Origin of the sequence: Pseudescherichia vulneris NBRC 102420, from assembly GCF_000759795.1 — a bacterium.
Lineage (GTDB): Bacteria > Pseudomonadota > Gammaproteobacteria > Enterobacterales > Enterobacteriaceae > Pseudescherichia > Pseudescherichia vulneris.
Map to the genome: position 1 here is coordinate 20,448 of NZ_BBMZ01000023.1, position 21,087 is coordinate 41,534.

The following is a 21,087-nucleotide window of genomic DNA, read 5'->3' on the forward strand; positions in this document are numbered from 1 at the left end:
ATTAAACAGAGATTCAACCCGCTCTATTTTTCAGCAAAATATATCATACAGAGCAACCTTAAGATTTCTTAATAATAAGAAGAAATCACTAGCCTAATATAGAGTGTAGCCAGGCTTAAATCAGTCGATAGATGGATATATGAGCGATGCTGAGGGGGTAAGATTAAGGCAAGATAGATTAACGGTGACAACACCTTGAAAAAATAACTTTTTAATATTTTATTTATCAGCAGTATGGTAGGCAGGAAAACTTAACGTTAATCGTATACACAGCAAAAAAATAAAAAAGTGGGAAACCAATGATGATATGTCATCTTGAACAATTGAACATTTTAGCAACGCCTGTCTGGATCGTTGCGCCGGAAAGTGAAGAGCTCATCTTTGCCAATCACCAGGCGCAAGCGTTATCAGATGGGGCCTCTGTGGTGGCCATGCGCAGCGGCGAATTTTCTGCCGTAGCGCACCGACATCTCACCCGCTATGCCACTAGCTTGCAAAACGGCGACGATATTGTTGAGGTCTGGTCTCTACCCGCAGGTGATGAAACCCGGACGCTGAGCTGCAGGCTCTCCACCGTGGCGCTTGAGGAGTATGGCAACGTCATCGTCGTGGAAGGTCTGACGCCGCGCGGTAACGCAGGCCTCAAGGCAAGCCGCTCGGCCGCCTATCGACCGCGGAAAAACGGTTTTTACGCGCGCTTTTTTTACACGACATCCGCGCCTATTGTCCTGGTCGATCCCGCTCGGGAAGGGCAAATCGTTGATGCCAATCGCGCAGCGATACGCTTCTATGGCTACACCTATGAAACGCTCTGCACTATGTTTATCTGGCAGATCAATACCCTGGGCCGAAACGTGCTGCCGATTGTCGCGGAAATTGCCCACCTGCCAGGGGGGCATAAACCCCTTTCTTTTACTCACCGTCTCGCCGACGGCACCACCCGAGACGTGCAGGTGGCGGTCGGCCCCGTCGAAATTTATGGCGAACGGCTGATACTCTGTGTGATCCACGATATGAGTGAGCAAAGAAGCCTTGAGCAGGCTTTGGATAATGCCGAGCGCCGGGATCCCCTTACCCGTTTATTCAATCGTCGCGAGGCGGTTCGGCAGCTTGAGAAGCAGCTTCCGGCGTCCAATGATTTCAGTTTGTTGCTGGTAAATATCGATCGCTTTAGAAGTATTAATCAGCGTCACGGGCACAAAAAGGGAGACGAGGTGTTGATCTACCTTGCTCAGATGCTCAGCGCCTCTGACCGTAGCGTTGTCTTCCGCTGGGATGGCGAGGAGTTTTTACTGCTGCTGCCTGACACCACGTTAAGCACGGCAATCACCGCAGCAGAGGATCTCCGCGCCGAGGTAGAGAAGATGGCAATACCTGATATCCCACCGCTGACCGTTAGCGTAGGCATCGCACACTATCAGGCCGAGGAGAGCCTGGACTCGCTGTTCCAGCGTGTTGATGCGGCGTTATATCAGGCAAAAAACAGAGGCCGCAACACCGTGTTTGCGGCCTGATCGTTTATGCGACACGCAGAGATAGCTGTTTTCAGGGGAGCTGGCTGTAGGCCTCGTCGCTGACCGGTTCCAGCCACTCGTTTGATGCCCCTTCGGCAGGAACCGCCACGGCAAGGTGCGCGAACCAGCTATCGTGCGCCGCGCCGTGCCAGTGTTTCACCCCCGCCGGGATATTCACCACATCGCCAGCCTTTAGCTCGCGGGCTGGCTCGCCCCATGCCTGATACCAGCCTCTGCCGCCAGTTACCAATAGGATCTGACCGCCCTTGTGATGGATATGCCAGTTATTACGGCAGCCAGGCTCAAACACCACGTTGCCGATATTGACCCCCTCGGTAGTGAGCATCGTCAGATAGCTGGTGCCGGTGAAATACTGGGCATAGGCTTCGTTCTTCTCCCCGCGCGGGAAAACGCCGTTGCCCTCAAAAGTCTCGTTCATGTTTGCTCCATTCGTTGTCATCGTGATGTATAGAATGAGTATAACGAGGTACGCCAGGCGCGATTAGAGGGCAAACCAGGGACGGGCTTATGAGTAGCGCTCATAGATAAGGCCCGTCCCTGTGACGTATTACACCTCTTCCCGTAGCTTCATGGTTTTATTGAGCATGGCGCTGCGCTTACCGGACCTACAGTCTGCGTCGTTATTTCAGGCCGCTATCAGCGACTTTTCTCATACACCGTCATGGTGAATTCAATCGCATCGCGGGTGTCATTGATATAGGCATGGGGTCTATCCGTTCTCGCCACCGCCGAGCAGCATTCGTGAATGGCGTAATCACGCCCGTCGACCCGTAGCGTTAGCTGCCCCCGGTTAACAAACAGCAGCTCGCAGGTAAAGAGGGGCAGCCCGCCGTCGAGTCACAGGAGCCGGGGGAAGTAATCTGGCGTGACGACATGGGTGTGACCTGTCGCCGCTGGAACTGGCGTCAGGGCGTGCGCACCCGCCTGAGCGCATCCGGTCAAGAGATGTGGTTTATTCTGGAAAGCCTGCCGGAAATGCCCCTTGATGCACTGCACGCCGCCGGCAAGATGCTTACCGACGGCCTGACGCAGATGATGCCTGGTTTGTCGTTTGAGACCACGCTAGTGAGTATCTAATCCTATTCCGGCTTGATGTTCTGGTTCATCCGGAACAGGTTCGTCGGATCGTACTTATTCTTCAGCTCTACGAGTCGATCCCAGGTCGCACCGTAAGCGAAGGCGATGCGGTCGGTCTCATCATGGGTAAGGAAGTTAATGTATGCCCCGCTGCTGGCAAAGGGTTGTGATTTAACGAAGAACTCCCGCGCCCAGGCGATGCAGCGCTCATCCTCGGTGGCTGACTCCCAACGCCCATGCACATTCATCACGTAGTTGGCATCGCGGTTTGAGTAGGCCATTGCCTCGGGCGCTACGCTGCCTGCCTGGCCGCCAATCGTCCCGATGAATATCTCACACTGCGGCGACGGCAGTTTGGCTACAAACTCGATGATAGCATCGATAACCCCGTCGCTGAGCTGCGAGAAGTTATGCGATTTCCAGTAGTTACGCGCCCCTTTTGCCAGCAGCGGATCGAATGCCTGCTGCCAGTTGACGTAGGGCTGGACGCCGATGTGCTCGCCGAGCACCGTGCCGAACCCGCGCAACGGCGCGATCAGTTTCTCGCCTTCGTGAGGATCGCCCGCATAGCACAGGGCGAGCGCGACCATCTCTTTGCCGTGAACGTCCTCAGGTAGAAAAGGCAGCGGAGGGGCTTTGCGCGTGACCAACCAGACGTTGAGTTCATCCGGCATTGTCTCGGTGAAGCGGGCGAACTGGGTGATAACCTGCTTTGCCTCAGCAAAGGGAAAGACAATAAGTCCGCTCAATACGTCCGGTCCGACGGGATGAAGCTGAAATTCGAAGCGCGTCACCACCCCGAAGTTGCCACCCCCGCCCCGCAATCCCCAAAAGAGATCCGCATTTTCCGTTTCGCTCGCATGCAGCTGGCGGCCATCCGCCGTAACGACCTCTACAGAGAGCAGATTGTCTATGGTCATGCCGTATTTCCGACTCAGCCAGCCGAAGCCACCGCCGAGGGTCAGGCCCGCCACACCCGTGGTCGAATTGATGCCCAAAGGCGTGGCAAGAGCGTGAACCTGCGCTGCCTCATCAAAATCGTTCAGCGTGCAGCCGGGCTCGACGCTGGCCCGGTGGGTATTGAGATCTATGAGCACTTCCTTCATCAGCGCGAGGTCGATCATCAGACCGTCGTCGCACACCGCATTACCCGCAATGTTGTGACCGCCCCCGCGTATAGAGATGAGGAGATTTTGCTTGCGGCCAAATTCGATGGCCTGGACGACATCCTCCGCCGACGTGCAACGAGCAATCAGCGCAGGTCTGCGGTCGATCATAGCGTTCCAGATCTGGCGCACCTCGTCGTACTCCTCCTCGTCAGGAAGGATCACTTTCCCCTGGAAGTGCGTTTTAAACTCGTCGATATTGTGCCTTGGTAACTCATTCATGATTGTCTCCTGGATGTAGATATACCTACCAATTATGGTGGGTTCTTCCCACGACCAGGAGAGTTTGCAGGGGAGTTATTGAGGAGTTTGTTAAGCTGGTCATAATCAGCTTCGGCACGGGGCCACGCCTCTTTCCAGGGTTGCGCGTCTGGAGCAGGAAAGCGGAGAGGGTTCGGTGATCGCCTGAGCGATCACCTTTAGTATGATGACAGTAACATGGAATGACTGACAGGCTCCTCGGCCTGGCATTTTTTACTTCTTACATAGCGCTACTGTTCATATAGCTATTGCGGTTTTGCTCGAATCTTTTTCTGATCAAACTATTGAGATTCACCATGTCAGGATTAATTGAAGCATCTGGGCCTGAGGCCCGCATCGTACTTACTGCCTGATACTGGGAACTTATTGCATTTGCTTCAGGTGCATGGCTTTCCTTAGACTGAGGCCATTTCCCTGTGTCTTCCACTCCGTTGTCTCTGACTACGGATAATTTATGGAACTCTTCTGCAGGAATAACCATTTGAAGGGTTTTTTGGGTAAGTTTAATATTTTCTTGTGCCATAGTACTTCTCTCCTGCTCGTCCTCAATTGCTGTGAGCATTGATAGATCTGAACCGGCCATGCCATTCCATTGGGCGTGCTGTAACGGTTGATTGCTATAAACCTTCAGCATTACTGGTTTTTTTTCATCAGGGAGTTCTGGTCTGGGTTGAGTGGAAGGTGAACTAAACATGCTCCAGATGCTATTCGTAACTCTTGCGAAGAGGGACGGAGGCGCTGCCGCTCGGCCAACGCCTCTGGGGTCTGCAGAGCCTTCGGCAAGTGCTCTGTCTTTCGCAACATAGAAACCTTGCCCAATTTGTCCGTGGGGAATTTTGTCAACATCCAACCCATGTTCGATGATGTTTCTTGCGGAAGCTTCATTTGTACCGTGATAGCCAATAAATTCTGCGCCTTCGCCATGTTCCTGTTCTGACTCTAAGGCCTGAAGATTGGGAGCACTGACGCTTCTTGTCAGTCTGTAGTCGCCATAACGGTGATAATCAATTGCCGGCTCGGGTTTACTCTCCTTAAACTCAGTATCTGATACTGCAGTGGGCATGCGTCCATCATTATCAATAAAGCGCAACGGATTATTTCGGACCATACGGAAAAGATTCAGACCATCAATCTCCCCTGAGGGATCGGCACTTATCCATCGACATAGCCACGGTGCATAGTAACGGTGCCCGTAATAGTACAGCCCCGTTCCGTCACGCTCCCTGCCCGAGTAACGCACCACCTTGTACTCCGCTTCCACCTCACTGCGTGCCGACCACACCGCCGTGCCGCCAAACGGATAATACTCTTCCCGACTAATAATCTGCCCTTTACCGTCCAGCTCCAGCGCCAGTGAACCAATGTTATCATCCACGCTCCATCGCACCTGGTCGTTATCTATGCCGTCCGGTTTCCCCGTCACCCAGTGCAGCACACGGATATCCGACCGTCCCGCCTGCCCGTTCAGCGCATGTAGCTCTTCCGTCACCGCCCCCGCCGTGACCGTGCTGCCGCTTACTGTCTCCTGCCAACTCCGCCGCAGCTCCAGCCCCGTCAAATAGCGCACCTCATCCACATTCCACAGTCCCGTCCCGCTGTTTACCAGCGTCCGCGTCTGCTTGCGGACCCGGCTACTGCCGCTGTACTGATAAACTTCCCGGTCGTTCTGCCTCATATCCGTGCTGCTGCGAGTGACCAGCGTTACGCTCTGCAGTTGGTTGTTTCCGTTCCAGACCAGACCGTTTTGGGTTGCGCTACCGCTTCCTGACGGTGGACTCCCTGACTGAAGCTGCAGCAGGTTGCCGTTACTGTCGAACCAGCCGGCTACCTCGTCTGCCGTCTGTGCCCCGCCGTCATTTTTCTGTACGCTGCGGTTTGACGTCGTCTCCATCGTCATTGCCCGCGTGAAGCTCCCGGCTCCGGCGTGTGTCAGCGTCTGCAGGTTGCCGCTGTCGTCATAGCGGTACGTCCGGGTATAGTTCACATACTGGCTGCTATCCATCTGTGCCATTGCCGGCAGGCTGGCGTACGGCATCACTGTGCTGGTCGCGTTCTTCCGGCCGGTGGCGCTCAGAAGCTGGTAAAGCGCATCATAGCTGAACTCCCGTATCCCGTCCGTTGCCTGGTTACAGTAATAACGCGACGCCACCGTTCTATCGCTCACGGAAATAACGTTGCCCGTATTGTCGTAACCGTAGCCCAGCAACTGCAGCACCGTAGTGTCTGCGCGCTGCGCCGTGATGGTCGACAGCCACTGCGTCTCTGGCTCATAGGTGTATGTCGTGGTCACCCCGTTGCCAGCGACCTCCTCCATAACCTGACCCATTGCGTCCCATGTCACGCTCTCCAGCAGCGTCTGTGGGTTTCCCCCTGCCAGCGTCAACGTCTGCTGGCTGAGACGCCAGTTCACGTCGTAGCGCCATCCCAGCTGATGTCCTTCGGCATCTGTCTGACTTAAAAGAGCGCCTCGCGCGTCTGCCATCGTGGTGGTCGTGTAGATCGTCGTCTCCAGCAAGCCCTGCCGGTCCACCTCCGCATCCGGCCAGTCCGGCAAGGTCTCTGCCGAGGCCAGGCACTGCTGCGCCCCGCTCAGTAGGGCCCCGCTCAGCCCCACGGCACTGACTGCCAGCAACCCGCCGTCGTTATAGTGGGCCACACGGACCCCGCGCAGGTTGTTGTCCTGCGAACCATCATCCTGAGCACCGTTGTCGCCATACTCATTACGCCAGCTCACCCGTACCTCGCCACCGCTCAACTGCTCACTACCGCTCTGCGGGCGTCCCAGTTCATCATACGTCAAAGTCTGCACAGTGCCCCGACCGTCGGTCATCCACATCGGCCGGCTCGCCGCATCAAACAAAGCCACCTGCCAACCGCTGTCAGTGCTCTCCCGTCTCAGTACTTCGCCTGCCAGCGAGGTAATGCTGCGCAAGTTCGCCGCAGCCGTATTGTCGGTCGACCAGGTGGCAAACAGGCGCGGGTCACGGTTCTGGAGTACCCGGCTGTCATCGCTAATATGATGGTGGTCAACCAGCAAATAAAGCGGATCGGTTGCCAGATTACGATTCCAGTTTAGAGCGCGTATCATTACACCCCGATTATCGGTGACGCTGACTACCGGCGTACCAGTGGCAAAAATTGGACTGCTCATAGCTCACTCCTTCAGACAAGCCTTATGGGTTATTTTATTTGCCGCAAATACTCTCTGCCGCTGAAATTTAATACAATCATCAATATTATTAATCAATTGATTTTTATGCATTTTTTATGATATCAATAACCCGCGAGAGAGATTGCTTATAAGAGCATATCAATGACCGTTTATTGTAAATTCAGGTATGCTAAGATGTGATATCTACGGATATCTAGAAAGGTAATGGCAAAAATATAATAAGGATACGTGTTGTTTTTATCCGCTACGTAATTAAAAAAATATGGCTTCATGTGAGTTGAACAATGCATAACGACCTACAACGTGTGCTCATCATAGGGAATAGCGGCTCGGGAAAAAGCTGGCTGGCTAGGCAACTGGCAGAAAAGTTCGCTATTCCCGCCACCGACTTAGATAACCTTAATTGGGAACCCGGCGGCTACGTTAAAGCTCGAGCAAAAGAGGCTGTTTTGAAGGACGCGCTGACGATTGCGAGTGAAGCGCGCTGGATTATGGAAGGCGTCTATGGCTGGATTGCTGATAACGTTTTGCCCTACGCAACGCATATTATCTGGTTGACCCCTGCTCCCGCCGAATGCGTAGAGAACATCAAGGCCCGAGGAGTACGAAACAACGGTTCCGCTGCGGATTTCGCGGCGCTTCTGGAGTGGTCAGCCGCATATGAGACGCGAGCAGGATCGAGCAGCTATCAGGGACATCTGGCGGTGTTTGCAAAAGCCAGCTCGGCACAGTCGATTAGACTGTCCAGCCGTGATGAGATGATGAGTTTTTTGAGCGCATTTTAATAATGGATGCAATAGCTAATGAGTCCGGCGATACCGGACTCATCAAAGAGATAGTCTCTTGTACATTATACTTTTTGCGAACTATTACATAAGCCGCTTGCCAGTTGCGTAAACACCGCAATAATTTTCGGCAGGGCCTTCTCCGGCTCGTTGCTGGCCGCTATCCAGAGCGCGGCATTCATCGCAGCGCTGTTTAACATATGCGCAGCGGCCTCGGCATCTACGGCTTTAAGCAGGCCGCGCTCACGCATTTTTTCAACCGTCTGGCGGGTGGCGTCAAGGCAGCTGATCTGCCCGGGCCACTGAGCGGGATCGCCCAGAAACGCCGGGCCATCAAGCAGCACGATGCGCCGCACCTCGGGATCCAGCGCCATCTTGATATAGGCGACGCCTTCAGCCAGCAGCCTTTCCCAATCGTCGCTGGCATGAGAGGCGTCAGCCTTAGCCCGCTCTGCCATTTCCCCATCAATCTGAGCAACAACGGCGGCCAGTAATCCTTTTTTATCACCAAAGTTGTGATAGAGCGCGCCACGGGTAAGCCCAACGCTGGCGGTTAACTCATCCATGGATGACGCGGCGTACCCCTTCTCAGCAAAGGCTCTCCGCGCTGCCGCGATCAGTTTTGCGCGGTTCTCTTCCATCGTTTCGCTGCGTCGTTTGACAACCATACCTTCTCCATATTCATTTGACATACGCCGCGTATGTGTGATTAATTTGACATACGCGGCGTATATTAAACCATATATCCGTGCTGTGCTTTACGTTTTTCACCTTGAACAAAGTAAAGGATACCCTATGATTCAGCGCGAACCGATTTTCCCCGCCAGCCGCCATGCGCTCTATGAAGAGCACGGCTATTCTGCCGCGATCCGCTCCGGCGATTTGCTCTTCGTGTCCGGCCAGGTGGGAAGCCGCGCCGATGGCACGCCGGAGCCGGATTTTGCTGCTCAGGTGCAGCTGGCGTTTGATAACCTGAAGGCGACGCTAGCAGCAGCAGGCTGTACCTTTGAAGACCTGATTGATGTCACGACCTTCCATACCGACCCGCAAAATCAGTTTCCCACGATCATGCAGGTCAAACAGGCTATTTTTCCGCATCCTCCCTATCCAAACTGGACAGCCGTTGGCGTTACCTGGCTCGCAGGCTTTGATTTCGAGATCAAGGTCATTGCCCGCATCCCTGGCCGTTCGTAGCGTGTCACGTAAACGAGGAGAAACGCTTATGTCATTCGATCCTATCCTGTTAATGGGCGGTTCCGGCGCTATTGGTCATCAGACCGCTCGGGCGATACAGGCCATTTATCCTGATGTTCCTCTGCTTATAGGGGGACGCGATCTTAGTAAAGCTCAGCGCGCAGCGGCAGAAATGGACCATGCGCAAGGTGTTGTCATCGATACGGCCTCTGACGATCTGGATCTTGGCGAGCAAAACGTCAGCGCGGTGGTCGTTCTCTATAAGGATCACACCCTCGCCAGCCTCCGCTTCGCCCAGTCACGCGGCGTACCACATCTCAGTATCTCGTCGGGCATATTTGAGATAGCCCCGGAAATCGCCAGCTTTATGCATGCCCCGACCGCCTCGGCGATCGTGCTGGGCTATGAGTGGCTGGTGGGTGCTACCACGGTGCCTGCCCTCCATCTGGCGAAATCCTTCAGTCAGGTAGAGGAAATCCGCATTGGTGCGCTGGTTGACGAGCACGATACCGGCGGTCCGGCGGTGGCCGCTGATTTTGAGCACCTGAATCACCTCCTGCCTGCGGCGCTTACGCGCCGGGATGGCAGCTGGATCTGGCGCGAGGGCGACGATGCCAACGCGGTTTTCGCTGCGCTGGACGGCACTGAAATTAACGCCACCGGCTTTTCCTCAATCGACGTGACGGGTCTGGCAGCCGCTACCGGCGCACGCAGCGTGCAGTTCAACCTGGGCCAGGGGGTGAGTTCGAGCCGACGTAAAGGCGGCGCATTATCAACGGAGATCGTGCTGGATATGTCTGGTCTGGACCACGCTGGACAGGCGCTTCGCACCCGACACGCGGTCGTGCATCCGGGCGGCGCGGCACCGCTGACGGGAATGGGGATAGCCTTGCTTCTTGAGCGGCTGATCGGATTGGATGGCAAGCCGCCGGTTGTCCCTGGCCTCTATTTCCCGTGGCAGATCCTGGATGCATCGCGCTATCTGGCGCGTCTGGCACAGGAGGGCGGAGACGTTCTGGAGCTGCCTTCGTCCTAAACGCCACGTTTGGATCAACCACCGGCGAGCTGCCCCTTCGCCCGCCGGTGCCCTTTTCTACCGCTGTTACTGTTACGGGTTTTCCCCCACTACCTTGTTAATGGCTTCGGCACCACACCGATCGTCAGACTCTGCGCCCCCGGTTCCCGCCATGCCAACGGCACCAATCACCTGACCGCGATAGTTAACCGGTACGCCGCCCCCAAGCAGCAATAATTCGTTAACGGTATTGAGGTTAACGGAGTCCGGTGATGACTGAGCCTTAATGGCAAGCTGTTTAGTCGGCGTTTTGGTCGATAGTGCCGTGAAGGCCTTACGCCACGCGGCCTGCGTATTATGCGGCCCCACGTTATCATCCCTCATCAGCGCAACCAGGTTTCCGCCACGATCCACGACGGCCGCGACCCCCTGACGATGCATACCATGGCAGATCGACAGTGCCTCGGTGACCAGCTTACTGCCAAGCTCCTGCGTCATGTCATAGACAGCCGCTGGCTGGGCCGAGAGAGCTACGCCCGGAGCAGCAAGCAGCATGGCGAGGGACAGGGCAGCGATAGGCTTTTTCATCTTTTATTCTCCTGAGTTAATCACCCTGCTGTTATACCCGCCCGGCTCTCCTGACTACCTGACAGGAGGATGACAATCTTGTCATCTGGCGTGGAAAAAGGCGTGCGCATTGCGATACGTCGCGCAGAAAGGGAGGTTTGGCCTAACATGATTAAGTAGGCCATCACACATAACCGAGAGGAAAATATGAAAGTTCATCATCTTAACTGTGGGTGTATGTGTCCGGTGGGCGGCGCTCTATTTGATGGTTTCAGTAAAGGTATCTTTGCCCATCTGGTATGCCATTGTCTGCTCATTGAAACTGACCGGGACGGGCTGGTGCTGGTCGATACCGGGTTTGGACGGGACGATGTCCGCCAGCCGGAAAAACGGCTGTCAGGCTTTTTCCGGGTAATGAATAATATTCAAAGGCGGGAAACGCTGACTGCCCGTTCGCGTATAGAGGCGCTGGGGTTCAGGGCAGAAGATGTTCGCCATATCATTCTTACCCATCTTGATTTTGACCATGCGGGTGGGCTGACAGATTTTCCTGGCGCACGTATACACCTGCTGCAAACAGAGATTGACACGGCACAGCAGCGGCACAGCTGGCTGGCACGCGAGCGCTATCGGCCCGGCCAGTGGAGCGGCAGCTCGGGCTGGACAGGCTATCAGCCCCAGGGAGAAAAATGGTACGGCTTCGAGGCGGTTACGGCGCTGCAAGGGTTGCCACCGGAAATCCTGCTTGTCCCGCTGGCAGGCCACACCACAGGGCATGCGGGTATTGCCGTAAGCCAGCCAAACGGGTGGTTACTGCATGGGGGTGACGCTTGGTTCTACAGAGGCGAAATGGACCTGCAAAAACCTCACTGTACGCCCGGCCTGCGTTTTTACCAGTGGATGATGGCGATGGATAACGGCACAAGACACCGGACGCAACAGCAATTACGGGACCTGTTTGGTCGCTATAAGCAAGAGATCACCTTCTTTTGCAGTCATGATGCCAAAGAGTTACAGGCCTTTAGCAGCGAGAATACGCGTTAAGTTGCTGGCGCGTAAACCGCGCCAGTCCTCATCAGTGCGCCACGATATACATCGTCCGGGTGTAGGCGACGTCCTCGGGGTTATTGATCGGATAGCCCTTCAACCACGGCTTGATCAGACGCCCGTTGGTATATTGATAAATCGGCGCGATAGGTGCTTCGCGCGCCAGAATCTTCTCGGCCGCATTGTAGTCCGCGTTGCGTGCTTTGGCGGTCGGCTCCATCGCCGCCTGCTTCATCACCTTGTCATAGGCCGGATCGTTGAAGCGGGAGATGTTGCCACTGTGGGTGGAGGTCAGTAGCGACAGGAAGGTGGATGGCTCGTTGTAATCCCCTACCCACGAGGCACGGATCACGTCGAAGTTGCCGGTGTTGCGGCTGTCGATATAGGTCTTCCACTCCTGGTTTTGCAGCTTCACGTCCACGCCGAGGTTTTTGCGCCACATCGACGCCACGGCAATGGCGATCTTTTGATGGTTCTCAGAGGTGTTATAGAGCAGAGTCAGCTTCAGCGGGCGGCTCGGCCCATAGCCCGCCGCCTGCAGCAGCGTTTTAGCCTGCACGTTCAGCTCGGCCTGGCTCAGCTGCTCTAATTCTGACGGATCGGGCGTAAAACCTGCCGTCACGTCAGGGGTAAACCGCCAGGCAGGCTTCTCTCCGGTTCCCAGCACCTTCTCTGCCATCAGGCGGCGATCGATGGTCATGCTCAGCGCCAGGCGCACGCGGGCATCGGCCGTCGGGCCTTTCTGGGTGTTAAAGGCATAGTAGTAGGTGCCCAGCTGCGGCGGGGTATAGACCTGGTCAGGGATATCCTTGAGCAGCTTCTGATAGAGGTTTTTCGGGAAGGACTCAGTGATATCGATATCCCCTGCCAGATAGCGCTTGGTTGCCGCTGACTCCTGGTTAATGGGAATAAAGGTGACGGATTTAATCACCGTTTTGCCGTTATCCCAGTAGTGGGCGTTAGGCTCCAGCACCAGCTTCTCGTTGACCACGCGATCCTTGAGCACGTAGGCCCCGTTACCCACCAGCTTGCCCGGCTGGGTCCACACCTTGTCGCTCTCGACGTTGGCTTTTTGCACCGGGTAGAAGGCAAAGCTGGCGGCCAGATTAGCAAACCAGGGCAGCGGGTTATCGAGCTGTACGCGCAGGGTGTGCGGGTCAATTGCCGTCACCGCCAGCGTGTCCGGCGTGGCTTTGCCATCAATGATGCTCTGTGCATTGCCGATGCCTGCCAATGCGGCAAACCAGGCAAAAGGCGATGTAGTTTTCGGATCGACCAGCCGCTGCCAGCTGTAGACAAAGTCCTGAGCGGTGACCGGCGAGCCGTCTGACCAGCGGGCGTCTTTGCGCAGGGTAAAGGTCCAGCTGCGGTTATCGCTGGTACTCCATTGGGTCGCCACGCCAGGGACAATCTCCCCCTTCTCATTCTGGTTTACCAGCCCCTCATAGAGATCGCGGATCACCTGAATCTCCGGCAGCCCCACGGCTTTAGCAGGGTCAAGGGTGGCAGGCTCATCTTTAATATGGCGCACCAGCGTCTGCTGCGCCGCCAGCTTGGTTCCGGCAGGTACGTCCGCAGCAAAAGAGGGTGAAGAGAGACCGCATAGCCACAGCGCAGCGCAAAGGAGGGAGACGGGATATTTCATAAGATGACCCTATAGCAAAAGCCCAGAGAAAAGATGGGATAATTATTTGTTTTCGCATGGAGAAATGCAAACGGCTTAGCAAGATAAGGTGATATTTACTGCCTCGCTCGCATCCTGAATGAAACAATTTGAAAAGCGCTGTGCTTTGCCTAACACTTTGTTTATCGCCCGTCTGAAAGGATTGCTATGACCGCCTCACGCCCACGCGCCGAACGGGGCGCTTTTGCTACCGGAATAGCGCACTATGGCCACTCGCGACTCGGTGCGCCGCTTGTCTGGTTCCCCGCCCCCGTTCCTTCCAGAGAGAGCGGGCTGATCCTCGCCGGTACCCATGGGGACGAGAGCGCGGCGGTGGTCACCCTCTCCTGCGCGCTGCGTACCCTTGAACCTGACCTGCGCCATCATCACGTCGTGCTGGCAGTGAACCCCGATGGTTGCCAGCTTGGTCTGCGGGCCAACGCCCAGGGGGTCGATCTCAACCGCAACTTTCCCGCCGCCAACTGGCGAGCCGGGGAGACGGTCTATCGTTGGAACAGCGCCGCCAGCGCCAGGGACGTGGTGCTGATGGCTGGTGATGCGCCGGGCTCTGAACCGGAAACGCAAAGCCTGTGCCAGCTTATTCACCGCCTGCACCCGGCCTGGGTTGTGTCGTTTCACGATCCGCTGGCCTGCATTGAGGATCCCACGCAAAGCCCGCTGGGACACTGGCTCGCCGAGGCGTTTGCCTTGCCGCTGGTGCGCAGCGTTGGTTACGAAACGCCGGGTTCCTTCGGCAGCTGGTGCGCAGATATTGGCCTGCACTGCATCACCGCCGAACTCCCCCCGATCTCAAACGACGAGGCCAGCGAGCGCTATCTGCAGGCGATGACGCGCCTGCTGCGCTGGACGGATCAGAGGTGAAGCTGGCCGGTGCTGAACCGCAGCGCCGGGTCAACATCCACCGCCAGCCAGGTCGGGCCATCGAGATCGGCAAAGCGTGCCTGGGAGACCAGCGGCAGCGCCGCCGCGATCGCCCGGGACGTGCAGAGCATGCAGCCCAGCATTAGCCCAAACCCCTGGGCCTGCGCCTCGCTGGCCAGCGCCAGCGCCTCGGTCAGGCCGCCGGTTTTATCCAGCTTGATGTTGATCATCTCATAGCGTCCGGCAAGGGTTTTCAGACTGCTGCGGGCGTGGCAGCTCTCATCGGCACAGATCGGCAGCGGGTGGATGAAGTTCTCCAGCGCCGCGTCATTGTTAGCAGGAAGCGGCTGCTCAAGCATCGCTACGCCCAGATCCGCCAGCAGCTGACAGCGCGCCGCCAGCCCTTCGCTGTGCCAGGACTCGTTGGCATCCACAATCAGCGTGGCCTCCGGCACGGCGGTACGGATCGCCACCAGCCGCTCGCTGATTAAACGGTCGTCAAGCTTGATCTTTAGCAGCCGCGCGCCCTTCTCCCACAGCGCCGCCGCACTGGCCGCCATCTGCTCCGGCGTCCCAATCACTACCGTCTGCGCCGTGGTGAGATCCGCCGGCAGCGCCACGCCCAGATGCTCCTTAAGGCTGACGCCCAGCCGACGAGATTCAAGATCCCACAGGGCGCTGTCAACGGCGTTGCGCGCGGCTCCCGGTGGCAACAGGGACTGCAGCTGCTGCCGGCTAAGGCCGTTCTCCAGCTGTGGCACAATGGTCATAATCTGGGCAATCACCGACGCATCGCTCTCGCCATAGCGTGGGTAAGGCGTGCACTCTCCACTCGCCTTTATCCCCTCTTCTTCCAGCTCAACGACCACGACCCGCGCCTCGCTGCGGCTGCCCCGAGAGATGACAAACGGCGAATGCAGGGGCCAACTCTCTTCATAGACCTTAACTGTTCTCATTCCTTGCTCCTTTAACGGAATGTTAAAAGTATAGTGTTGAAAAGCGGGACAAAAATAGGTTTGCCGTGATTAAGGCCGATCACGTACACTAGCGGCGACGTTAACTATATGTAAACAGGAAGATATTCATGTCACAAACCGTTCATTTCCAGGGCAATCCGGTTGCTGTTGCTGGCACTATTCCGGCAGTGGGTAGCAAAGCACACCCTTTCACTCTGGTCGCGAAAGATCTGACCGACGTTACGCTGGCGCAGTTCGCGGGTAAGCGCAAAGTGCTTAACGTGTTCCCGAGCATCGACACCGGTGTTTGCGCAGCTTCCGTGCGTAAATTCAACCAGCTCGCCACCGAAATGAAAGACACCGTGGTACTGTGCATCTCCGCCGACCTGCCGTTTGCCCAGTCCCGTTTCTGCGGCGCGGAAGGCCTGAGCAACGTGATCACCCTGTCGACCCTGCGTAACGCCGACTTCCTCGAAAACTACGGCGTAGGCATTGCCGACGGCGCACTGAAAGGCCTGGCCGCGCGTGCGGTCGTGGTTATCGACGAAAACGACACCGTCGTATTCAGCGAGCTGGTGAACGAGATCACCAACGAGCCAGACTACGAGGCTGCCCTGCAAGCGCTGGCCCAGTAAGCGTAGCTGCATTAAAAAAGAGCCTTCATCACTGAAGGCTCTCTTGTTTTACTCCTCGCCCTTCTTCTGGCTCAGACCATACTCTCGCAGCTTATTGGCAATAGCGGTGTGCGACACCCCCAACCGTTTCGCCAGCTTGCGCGTGCTGGGATAGTTGCGATAAAGCTGAATCAACACCGATCGTTCGAAGCGGCTAGTGATATCGTCCAGCGATCCCTCCATCGCCTCTTCCCCGACCGCGACGGTTCCCGCATCGTAGTCCGGCAGCAGAATGTCCTGTGGGCGCAGCTCGTAGCCTTCCAGCTGGGTTAGCGCACGGTACACCGCGTTTTTCAGCTGACGCACGTTGCCCGGCCAGCTGTAGCGGGTCAGGACGTTGCTGAGATCGGTTGAGAGTTTGGGGCGCGGAACGCCCTGTTCGTCGGCAAAGCGGGCCACGAACAGCTCGGTCAGCGGCATGATGTCCTGAGGACGATCGCGCAGCGGAGGCAGATCCAGCGTCAGCACGTTTAGACGGTAGTAGAGATCTTCCCGGAAAATCCCCTTCTGTACCAGCTCCACCAGATTTCGCTGGGTGGCGCAGATCACCCGCACGTCAACGTGAACCTCGTGATCCTCGCCGACGCGGCGGAAGGTGCCATCATTCAGGAAGCGCAGGAGCTTCACCTGCATGCGCGGCGACATCTCGCCAATCTCATCCAGCAGCACCGAGCCGCCGTTGGCCTGCTCGAAGAACCCTTTTTTACCTTCCGGCGCATGGCCAAACAGCTCGCTCTCTACCGCATCCTCAGGGATAGAGGCGCAGTTCAGGGCCAGGTAGGGCTTGGCCGCACGCGGGCTGGCAAGGTGGCAGGCATGGGCCAGCAGATCTTTGCCGGTGCCGGTATCGCCAACAATGAGCAGCGGCGCGCTGAGCATGGCCAGCTTGCGTGCCTGGTCGATGACGTGGCGCATTTTTGGGCTGGCAGCCACGATCTGATTGAAGGCGCTGGCGTCCTGGCTGACCAGATCCTGTAGCTGGCGGCCCATGCGGATCGTCGATCGCAGCATCACCACTGCCCCGGTCAGCAGCGGATCGCCGGCCTCGCCTTCGAGGTGGACCGGGGTGATCTCCATTAAGAAGTTCTGCCCGGTGATGACCACGTGTTCGTGGTGCGAGGCCTGCGGATTGCCCTCCAGCCAGCGCTGGAAGTTAAAGCCGTTAATCAGCTGGGGCGCAGTGTGGTTGCGAAGCCGGGACTGGTTCTGACCGAAGAGCTGGCAGCTGGCCTGGTTCGCCAGCTCAACCTTGCTTTTCATATCCAGGGAGAGCACCGGCTCGGGCAGCGCCTCCAGCAGCGCGCTCATGGCGCGATGTTCACGCTCGGAGGGCATCCATAGGACGGTGCGCACGTCGGTCACGCCGGAGATGCGGCGAATTTCAGCCATCAGGCTGCTGAAGTCATTAAAATCCAGTTCAGCAAAATTGAGGTAGATCCGGCCGATGGGGTCGATCTCGATGCCGCGTAAATCGATACCTCTGAGCACCAGCAGATCCAGCAGCTCGCGGGTCAGACCAAGACGGTCTTCACAAAAGACTTCAAGACGCATGGGAGTTGCCACCCTTAAACAGTCAACGTATCTAAGAATGATAAGACACTTATCGGCAGTCAGGAAGCTATCTGTCAACAATTATTGACAGAGCGGTGGAAAACCCACCGCCATGGCGTAAAGATAAGCGGTCAGTCACGTTTTTGTGTGCCGCTGCGCTGCATATTGGCCTTTAGCTCGCCGATAAGCTGGCGGCGGAAATCGGCCAGCCGGGGTTTATCATCCTCCAGCCAGGGCAGCGGACGGCATAACTCCATTGCCTTGATGCCGAGACGTGCGGTAAGCAGTCCGGCACCGATACCCTGCGCGGCGCGAGCGGAAAGCCGGGCGGCGAGATCCTGCGACAGCCAGTCCATGCCTACCTCACGCACCACTTCGCTGGCCCCGGCAAAGGCGATATTGAGCAGCACCAGGCGAAACAGCCGCAGGCGACTAAAGTAGCCAAGCTCGATGCCGTAGAGCCTGGCGATGCGGTTAATCAGCCGCAGGTTGCGCCAGGCAATAAACGCCATGTCGACCAATGCCAGCGGGCTGACGGCAATCATCAGCGTTGAGCCCGCCGCCGAGAGGCTGATTTCGCGCCGGGCTTGCGCATCCACCACCGGCTGCACCAGCCGGGCATAGAGCGTGACGATCTCCCGGTCGCTTTGCGTCTCATGGATGGCGGCATACCAGCGCTGCAGGGCAGGATGGGCCTGATCGATACCCGCCTGGCGAGCCAGCCTCTCGCAGAAATCGCGCCCCTTGCCCGTGCCGTGGCTGTGCAGCAGCAGGCTGGCCTCGTCACGGGCCTCAGCGCGCTGGCGCAGCCGCCACAGCCGTCGCCACTCCCCGGCCACGGAGCCTACCCCCGCGCCGACGATGAGCGCCCCCGCAGCACAGCCACCCAGCGCTACCCAGTCGTGGGTTTGCCAGGCGTCCATCGCCCACTGCACGCCCTGCCCGACCACGCTGACGCCAAACAGCGCCAGCCCGGCCAGTACCATTGTGCGCCAGAGGCTGCGCCGGGGCCGCAGCGCCGCCTCGACGCTCGCTTCCGGCTGCGGCGTGTCGGCCAGTATCTCTTCAGCCAGCAGCGGCGTAAACTCTCCTGCCTCGGCATCGCTAAACGCCTGCGCGGCCTTAAACTCTTCACGCACCGGCATTGCAGGCTGTTCGGTAAAATCGACGCGTGGTTTGATGGGCTCGTTCATCGCAGCTTATCTCCCAGTAAAAATTCCAGCGCCGCATCAAGACGAATGTGCGGCATCGGCGTATCCACGTCCATCACCCGCGGACGAAAGGCCTCAAACTGAAAGCCCTGCTTCTCCCAGAACGCCTGTCCCGGCAGCCGGGCGGGAACATCGCCTGGATAGACCGTTAGCGGTTTGCCATCGCTGAGGCGATCCCCACGCAGCGCCGGGATTTTATCACCATTGACGTCCACCAGGCCGCTCTCCGTGGCCTGCACCGCCGCCAGCCCCAGGCAGTCGATATCGATCCCCTCAAAGGCGGCGTTTTGCCAGGCGTCGGTGACCAGCTGCTGAAGCAGAGAGACCATATTGGCATGCTGATCGACGGTAACGTGATCGGCTTTGGTGGCAGCGAACAGCAGTTTGTCGATAACCGGCGAGAAAAGGCGACGAAACAGCGTCCGCTGCCCGTAGTGAAAGCTCTGCATCAGCTGGGTAAGCGCGAGGCGCATGTCGTTAAACGCCTGCGGCCCGCTGTTGAGCGGTTGCAGACAGTCCACGAGTACGATCTGACGATCGAAGCGCAGGAAGTAGTTTTTATAGAACCCTTTGACTACGTTTTCACAGTAGTAGTTGAAGCGCTCGCGCAGCATTCCGGCGTTGCTGCTCTTATCCGCCTGGGCCAGCTTTGCCTCGCCCGTATCGTCAACGTCCGGCCATGGGAAGAACTGAAGCGCTGGCGCACCGGCCATCTCGCCCGGCAGTATAAAGCGCCCCGGCTGGATAAAGTGCAGCCCCTCGGCCTTACACTGATGCAGGTACGCCGTCCAGGCATCGGCAATCTCCGCAAGCCGGTTTTCATCGGCCGGAGCCAGCGGATCCAGCCCGGCGCAAAGCTGACGCCAGCGGACAGACCACTCTTTTCGGTGACCCTGTAACATACCGGTCATCTGTCGCGACCAGCTGGTATAGTCCTGCGCCAGCATGGGCAGATCCAGCAGCCACTCGCCGGGATAGTCAACAATCTCTAAGTAAAGGGTGGCGCTGTCGGTGAAATGGCGCAGCAGGGAGTCATTCGAGCGGTAGCGCAGCGCCAGGCGCATCTCGCTGACGCCGCGCGTCGGCGTTGGCCACGTCGGTGGCGTACCGTAGAGCTGGGCAATGCCCTCATCCCAGGTAAAGCGCGGGGTCCCAAAATCACGCTGCGGCACCCGTTTTACGCCCAGCAGGCGCTCCTCGCGAACCGCGCTGAAAAGCGGCAGACGTGCGCCGTTATGAATATTCAAGAGCTGGTGGACCATCGCGGTGATAAACGCCGTTTTGCCGCTGCGGCTCAGGCCGGTAACGGCGAGACGCAGATGCCGGTCGACGCCGCGATTAACGAGGGCGTTAAGCTCAGATTTAAATCGCTTCATAGCCATCCTGTTTTGCCCTGAAGTGAAAGATTCGATAGGAGAAGGAGTATAAGGCGGCAGGCGCAGTGGGATCTATGCCCAACAAAAGCAAGCGGCGCAAAGGTTGCGCCGCCAGAGAATCATTTCATGTTGCGCGAGACGCGCATCGCGAGGCGTTTAAGCATCGGCTCCAGCGCCAGCGCCAGCAGCATTTTCACCGGACGGCGTGCCACGGATTTGATTGCCCAGCCCGCTACGCCCGCCGGGCCGTAGCGCAGCGCGGTCAGCAGCACCAGCTTGCCTGCAATCTTTAGTGCCGGTTTGGCTTTTTTGCCGGTCTGTTGCCATTTGCTATTCATCATTTACCTCGTTAGGTCGTTATATCAGAGCTGACGGAAACGGCTGCGCAGCGAAAACGTATCGGAGGTGACGTAGCGCTCCATCTCGCGTAGACGCTTCTCGCCTGATGCCAGCTCCGCGTCCACCGCATTCAGCAGTTCACTGCTGGTCGGTGCCGCTTCGCCATCCATTTGCCCCTCCGGCATCGGATCGAGCACGAAGGTGAGAATGATGTAGGCGAGCACCACAAAGAAGAACAGGCCAAAAAGCATTGCCAGCACCGTAATCAGGCGCACCAGCTTTACCGGGACGTCAAGATAGTGGGCAATCCCGGCGCAGACGCCTTTCACCATCCCCTGCTGGGGAATTCGCCACAGTTTTTTATTAAAAAATTCATTCATTAGCGATCCCTCCAGTTCGGGTGCTCTGCATCAAGAATAGCTTCCAGAGAGGCTATCCGCTCGCGCATCCGTTTTGCTTCGTCGTTGAGCTGGGCCAAGCGCTGCTGCTCGCTTTGCGAAAGGGCATCGCGACCGCTGCGGTTGTTGTAGTGCAGCCACAGCCAGACCGGCAGGACAAACAAAACAAACAGAGTCAGAGGAATAGCCAAAAATAGCGCGCTCATGTGTACTCCTTA

At 57.3% G+C, this 21,087-nt stretch carries 20 protein-coding genes and 2 pseudogenes; 8 read left to right on the forward strand and 14 right to left on the reverse strand.

Annotated elements, in window-relative coordinates:
- The first annotated feature begins 302 nt into the window (after nt 1-302).
- Nucleotides 303-1,514 carry a GGDEF domain-containing protein gene (locus EV102420_RS17065; protein ID WP_131406026.1) on the forward strand — a complete coding sequence of 404 codons (1,212 nt, stop codon included), beginning with the start codon at nt 303-305 and terminating at the stop codon, nt 1,512-1,514.
- 31 nt (nt 1,515-1,545) lie between these two features.
- On the opposite strand, the gene EV102420_RS17070 is transcribed toward EV102420_RS17065, so the two are convergent.
- Together EV102420_RS17070 and EV102420_RS21615 are read right to left on the reverse strand one after the other, a co-directional pair.
- Nucleotides 1,546-1,953: a cupin domain-containing protein gene (locus tag EV102420_RS17070; protein ID WP_042394208.1), complete on the reverse strand. Its 408-nt coding sequence runs from the start codon at nt 1,951-1,953 to the stop codon at nt 1,546-1,548.
- A gap of 218 nt (nt 1,954-2,171) precedes the next feature.
- Nucleotides 2,172-2,363, reverse strand: a pseudogene (locus EV102420_RS21615) (cupin domain-containing protein); the annotation flags it as partial.
- Here EV102420_RS21615 and EV102420_RS17075 point away from each other — a divergent pair.
- Nucleotides 2,349-2,612, forward strand: a pseudogene (locus EV102420_RS17075) (tRNA synthetase subunit beta); the annotation flags it as partial. The pseudogenes EV102420_RS21615 and EV102420_RS17075 sit on opposite strands and share 15 nt — an antisense overlap.
- A 2-nt stretch (nt 2,613-2,614) precedes the next feature.
- On the opposite strand, the gene EV102420_RS17080 reads toward EV102420_RS17075, so the two are convergent.
- Together EV102420_RS17080 and EV102420_RS17085 are read right to left on the reverse strand one after the other, a co-directional pair.
- Entirely contained in the window at nt 2,615-4,000 is a 1,386-nt protein-coding gene (locus EV102420_RS17080) for an FAD-binding oxidoreductase (RefSeq protein WP_042394210.1), read from the reverse strand.
- 259 nt (nt 4,001-4,259) lie between these two features.
- A complete protein-coding gene (locus tag EV102420_RS17085) occupies nt 4,260-7,190 on the reverse strand; it encodes an RHS repeat-associated core domain-containing protein (RefSeq protein ID WP_052512383.1) in 2,931 nt (976 codons plus the stop codon).
- Between the two features lie 305 nt (nt 7,191-7,495).
- Here EV102420_RS17085 and EV102420_RS17090 point away from each other — a divergent pair, with 305 nt between their 5' ends.
- On the forward strand, nt 7,496-7,996 hold the full coding sequence (locus EV102420_RS17090; RefSeq protein WP_042394215.1) for a P-loop NTPase family protein: 501 nt from the start codon (nt 7,496-7,498) through the stop codon (nt 7,994-7,996).
- Between the two features lie 65 nt (nt 7,997-8,061).
- Here EV102420_RS17090 and EV102420_RS17095 read toward each other — a convergent pair whose 3' ends face one another.
- Nucleotides 8,062-8,664: a TetR/AcrR family transcriptional regulator gene (locus EV102420_RS17095; protein WP_042394217.1), complete on the reverse strand. Its 603-nt coding sequence runs from the start codon at nt 8,662-8,664 to the stop codon at nt 8,062-8,064.
- A 127-nt stretch (nt 8,665-8,791) separates the two neighbouring features.
- Here EV102420_RS17095 and EV102420_RS17100 point away from each other — a divergent pair, with 127 nt between their 5' ends.
- Together EV102420_RS17100 and EV102420_RS17105 are read left to right on the forward strand one after the other, a co-directional pair.
- Nucleotides 8,792-9,190, forward strand: a complete 399-nt coding sequence (locus EV102420_RS17100) for a RidA family protein (RefSeq protein WP_042394222.1) — start codon at nt 8,792-8,794, stop codon at nt 9,188-9,190.
- 28 nt (nt 9,191-9,218) lie between these two features.
- A complete protein-coding gene (locus tag EV102420_RS17105; RefSeq protein ID WP_042394225.1) occupies nt 9,219-10,226 on the forward strand; it encodes a hypothetical protein in 1,008 nt (335 codons plus the stop codon).
- 72 nt (nt 10,227-10,298) lie between these two features.
- Here the strand turns inward: EV102420_RS17105 and EV102420_RS17110 are convergent, their stop codons facing one another.
- Complete coding sequence (locus EV102420_RS17110) at nt 10,299-10,793, reverse strand: GlcG/HbpS family heme-binding protein (protein ID WP_042394227.1); 495 nt, start codon at nt 10,791-10,793, stop codon at nt 10,299-10,301.
- 186 nt (nt 10,794-10,979) lie between these two features.
- Here EV102420_RS17110 and EV102420_RS17115 point away from each other — a divergent pair, with 186 nt between their 5' ends.
- On the forward strand, nt 10,980-11,816 hold the full coding sequence (locus tag EV102420_RS17115) for an MBL fold metallo-hydrolase (RefSeq protein WP_042394230.1): 837 nt from the start codon (nt 10,980-10,982) through the stop codon (nt 11,814-11,816).
- A gap of 31 nt (nt 11,817-11,847) precedes the next feature.
- On the opposite strand, the gene EV102420_RS17120 is transcribed toward EV102420_RS17115, so the two are convergent.
- On the reverse strand, nt 11,848-13,464 hold the full coding sequence (locus EV102420_RS17120) for a peptide ABC transporter substrate-binding protein (protein ID WP_042394232.1): 1,617 nt from the start codon (nt 13,462-13,464) through the stop codon (nt 11,848-11,850).
- Nucleotides 13,465-13,650: 186 nt separating this feature from the next.
- On the opposite strand from EV102420_RS17120, the gene mpaA reads away from it, so the two are divergent.
- The gene (gene mpaA, locus EV102420_RS17125; RefSeq protein ID WP_042394235.1) at nt 13,651-14,364 is read left to right on the forward strand and encodes a murein tripeptide amidase MpaA; all 714 of its coding nucleotides are present in this window, start codon (nt 13,651-13,653) and stop codon (nt 14,362-14,364) included.
- On the opposite strand, the gene ycjG is transcribed toward mpaA, so the two are convergent.
- Complete coding sequence (gene ycjG, locus EV102420_RS17130; protein ID WP_042394238.1) at nt 14,355-15,320, reverse strand: L-Ala-D/L-Glu epimerase; 966 nt, start codon at nt 15,318-15,320, stop codon at nt 14,355-14,357. The two genes, mpaA and ycjG, sit on opposite strands and share 10 nt — an antisense overlap.
- Nucleotides 15,321-15,448: 128 nt before the next feature.
- On the opposite strand from ycjG, the gene tpx reads away from it, so the two are divergent.
- Nucleotides 15,449-15,955 carry a thiol peroxidase gene (gene tpx / locus EV102420_RS17135; RefSeq protein ID WP_042394240.1) on the forward strand — a complete coding sequence of 169 codons (507 nt, stop codon included), beginning with the start codon at nt 15,449-15,451 and terminating at the stop codon, nt 15,953-15,955.
- A 48-nt stretch (nt 15,956-16,003) separates the two neighbouring features.
- On the opposite strand, the gene tyrR is transcribed toward tpx, so the two are convergent.
- The 6 genes from tyrR to pspB form a co-directional block, all read right to left on the reverse strand.
- A complete protein-coding gene (gene tyrR, locus EV102420_RS17140; protein ID WP_042394242.1) occupies nt 16,004-17,545 on the reverse strand; it encodes a transcriptional regulator TyrR in 1,542 nt (513 codons plus the stop codon).
- A 131-nt stretch (nt 17,546-17,676) separates the two neighbouring features.
- On the reverse strand, nt 17,677-18,738 hold the full coding sequence (locus EV102420_RS17145; RefSeq protein WP_042394245.1) for a TIGR01620 family protein: 1,062 nt from the start codon (nt 18,736-18,738) through the stop codon (nt 17,677-17,679).
- Nucleotides 18,735-20,132: a YcjX family GTP-binding protein gene (locus EV102420_RS17150; RefSeq protein ID WP_042394247.1), complete on the reverse strand. Its 1,398-nt coding sequence runs from the start codon at nt 20,130-20,132 to the stop codon at nt 18,735-18,737. The genes EV102420_RS17145 and EV102420_RS17150 overlap by 4 nt, the downstream gene beginning before the upstream one ends.
- Before the next feature lie 119 nt (nt 20,133-20,251).
- Complete coding sequence (gene pspD, locus EV102420_RS17155) at nt 20,252-20,470, reverse strand: phage shock protein PspD (protein WP_042394248.1); 219 nt, start codon at nt 20,468-20,470, stop codon at nt 20,252-20,254.
- Between the two features lie 24 nt (nt 20,471-20,494).
- Nucleotides 20,495-20,851: an envelope stress response membrane protein PspC gene (pspC, locus tag EV102420_RS17160; RefSeq protein WP_042394250.1), complete on the reverse strand. Its 357-nt coding sequence runs from the start codon at nt 20,849-20,851 to the stop codon at nt 20,495-20,497.
- Nucleotides 20,851-21,075 (reverse strand): envelope stress response membrane protein PspB, encoded by a 225-nt coding sequence (gene pspB / locus EV102420_RS17165; RefSeq protein WP_042394252.1) that lies wholly within the window; start codon nt 21,073-21,075, stop codon nt 20,851-20,853. The genes pspC and pspB overlap by 1 nt, the downstream gene beginning before the upstream one ends.
- Between the last annotated feature and the right edge of the window lie 12 nt (nt 21,076-21,087).

Bases quoted from the DNA above. Each gene is read 5' to 3' on its own strand.
- EV102420_RS17065 (WP_131406026.1), top strand. From the start codon at position 303: ATGATATGTCATCTTGAACAATTGAACATTTTAGCAACGCCTGTCTGG.
- EV102420_RS17080 (WP_042394210.1), bottom strand. From the start codon at position 4,000: ATGAATGAGTTACCAAGGCACAATATCGACGAGTTTAAAACGCACTTC.
- EV102420_RS17110 (WP_042394227.1), bottom strand. From the start codon at position 10,793: ATGAAAAAGCCTATCGCTGCCCTGTCCCTCGCCATGCTGCTTGCTGCT.
- pspB (WP_042394252.1), bottom strand. From the start codon at position 21,075: ATGAGCGCGCTATTTTTGGCTATTCCTCTGACTCTGTTTGTTTTGTTT.
- EV102420_RS17105 (WP_042394225.1), top strand. From the start codon at position 9,219: ATGTCATTCGATCCTATCCTGTTAATGGGCGGTTCCGGCGCTATTGGT.
- EV102420_RS17145 (WP_042394245.1), bottom strand. From the start codon at position 18,738: ATGAACGAGCCCATCAAACCACGCGTCGATTTTACCGAACAGCCTGCA.
- EV102420_RS17095 (WP_042394217.1), bottom strand. From the start codon at position 8,664: ATGGTTGTCAAACGACGCAGCGAAACGATGGAAGAGAACCGCGCAAAA.
- EV102420_RS17120 (WP_042394232.1), bottom strand. From the start codon at position 13,464: ATGAAATATCCCGTCTCCCTCCTTTGCGCTGCGCTGTGGCTATGCGGT.
- EV102420_RS17100 (WP_042394222.1), top strand. From the start codon at position 8,792: ATGATTCAGCGCGAACCGATTTTCCCCGCCAGCCGCCATGCGCTCTAT.
- tyrR (WP_042394242.1), bottom strand. From the start codon at position 17,545: ATGCGTCTTGAAGTCTTTTGTGAAGACCGTCTTGGTCTGACCCGCGAG.
- ycjG (WP_042394238.1), bottom strand. From the start codon at position 15,320: ATGAGAACAGTTAAGGTCTATGAAGAGAGTTGGCCCCTGCATTCGCCG.
- EV102420_RS17115 (WP_042394230.1), top strand. From the start codon at position 10,980: ATGAAAGTTCATCATCTTAACTGTGGGTGTATGTGTCCGGTGGGCGGC.
- mpaA (WP_042394235.1), top strand. From the start codon at position 13,651: ATGACCGCCTCACGCCCACGCGCCGAACGGGGCGCTTTTGCTACCGGA.
- EV102420_RS17085 (WP_052512383.1), bottom strand. From the start codon at position 7,190: ATGAGCAGTCCAATTTTTGCCACTGGTACGCCGGTAGTCAGCGTCACC.
- tpx (WP_042394240.1), top strand. From the start codon at position 15,449: ATGTCACAAACCGTTCATTTCCAGGGCAATCCGGTTGCTGTTGCTGGC.
- EV102420_RS17150 (WP_042394247.1), bottom strand. From the start codon at position 20,132: ATGAAGCGATTTAAATCTGAGCTTAACGCCCTCGTTAATCGCGGCGTC.
- pspD (WP_042394248.1), bottom strand. From the start codon at position 20,470: ATGAATAGCAAATGGCAACAGACCGGCAAAAAAGCCAAACCGGCACTA.
- EV102420_RS17070 (WP_042394208.1), bottom strand. From the start codon at position 1,953: ATGAACGAGACTTTTGAGGGCAACGGCGTTTTCCCGCGCGGGGAGAAG.
- pspC (WP_042394250.1), bottom strand. From the start codon at position 20,851: ATGAATGAATTTTTTAATAAAAAACTGTGGCGAATTCCCCAGCAGGGG.
- EV102420_RS17090 (WP_042394215.1), top strand. From the start codon at position 7,496: ATGCATAACGACCTACAACGTGTGCTCATCATAGGGAATAGCGGCTCG.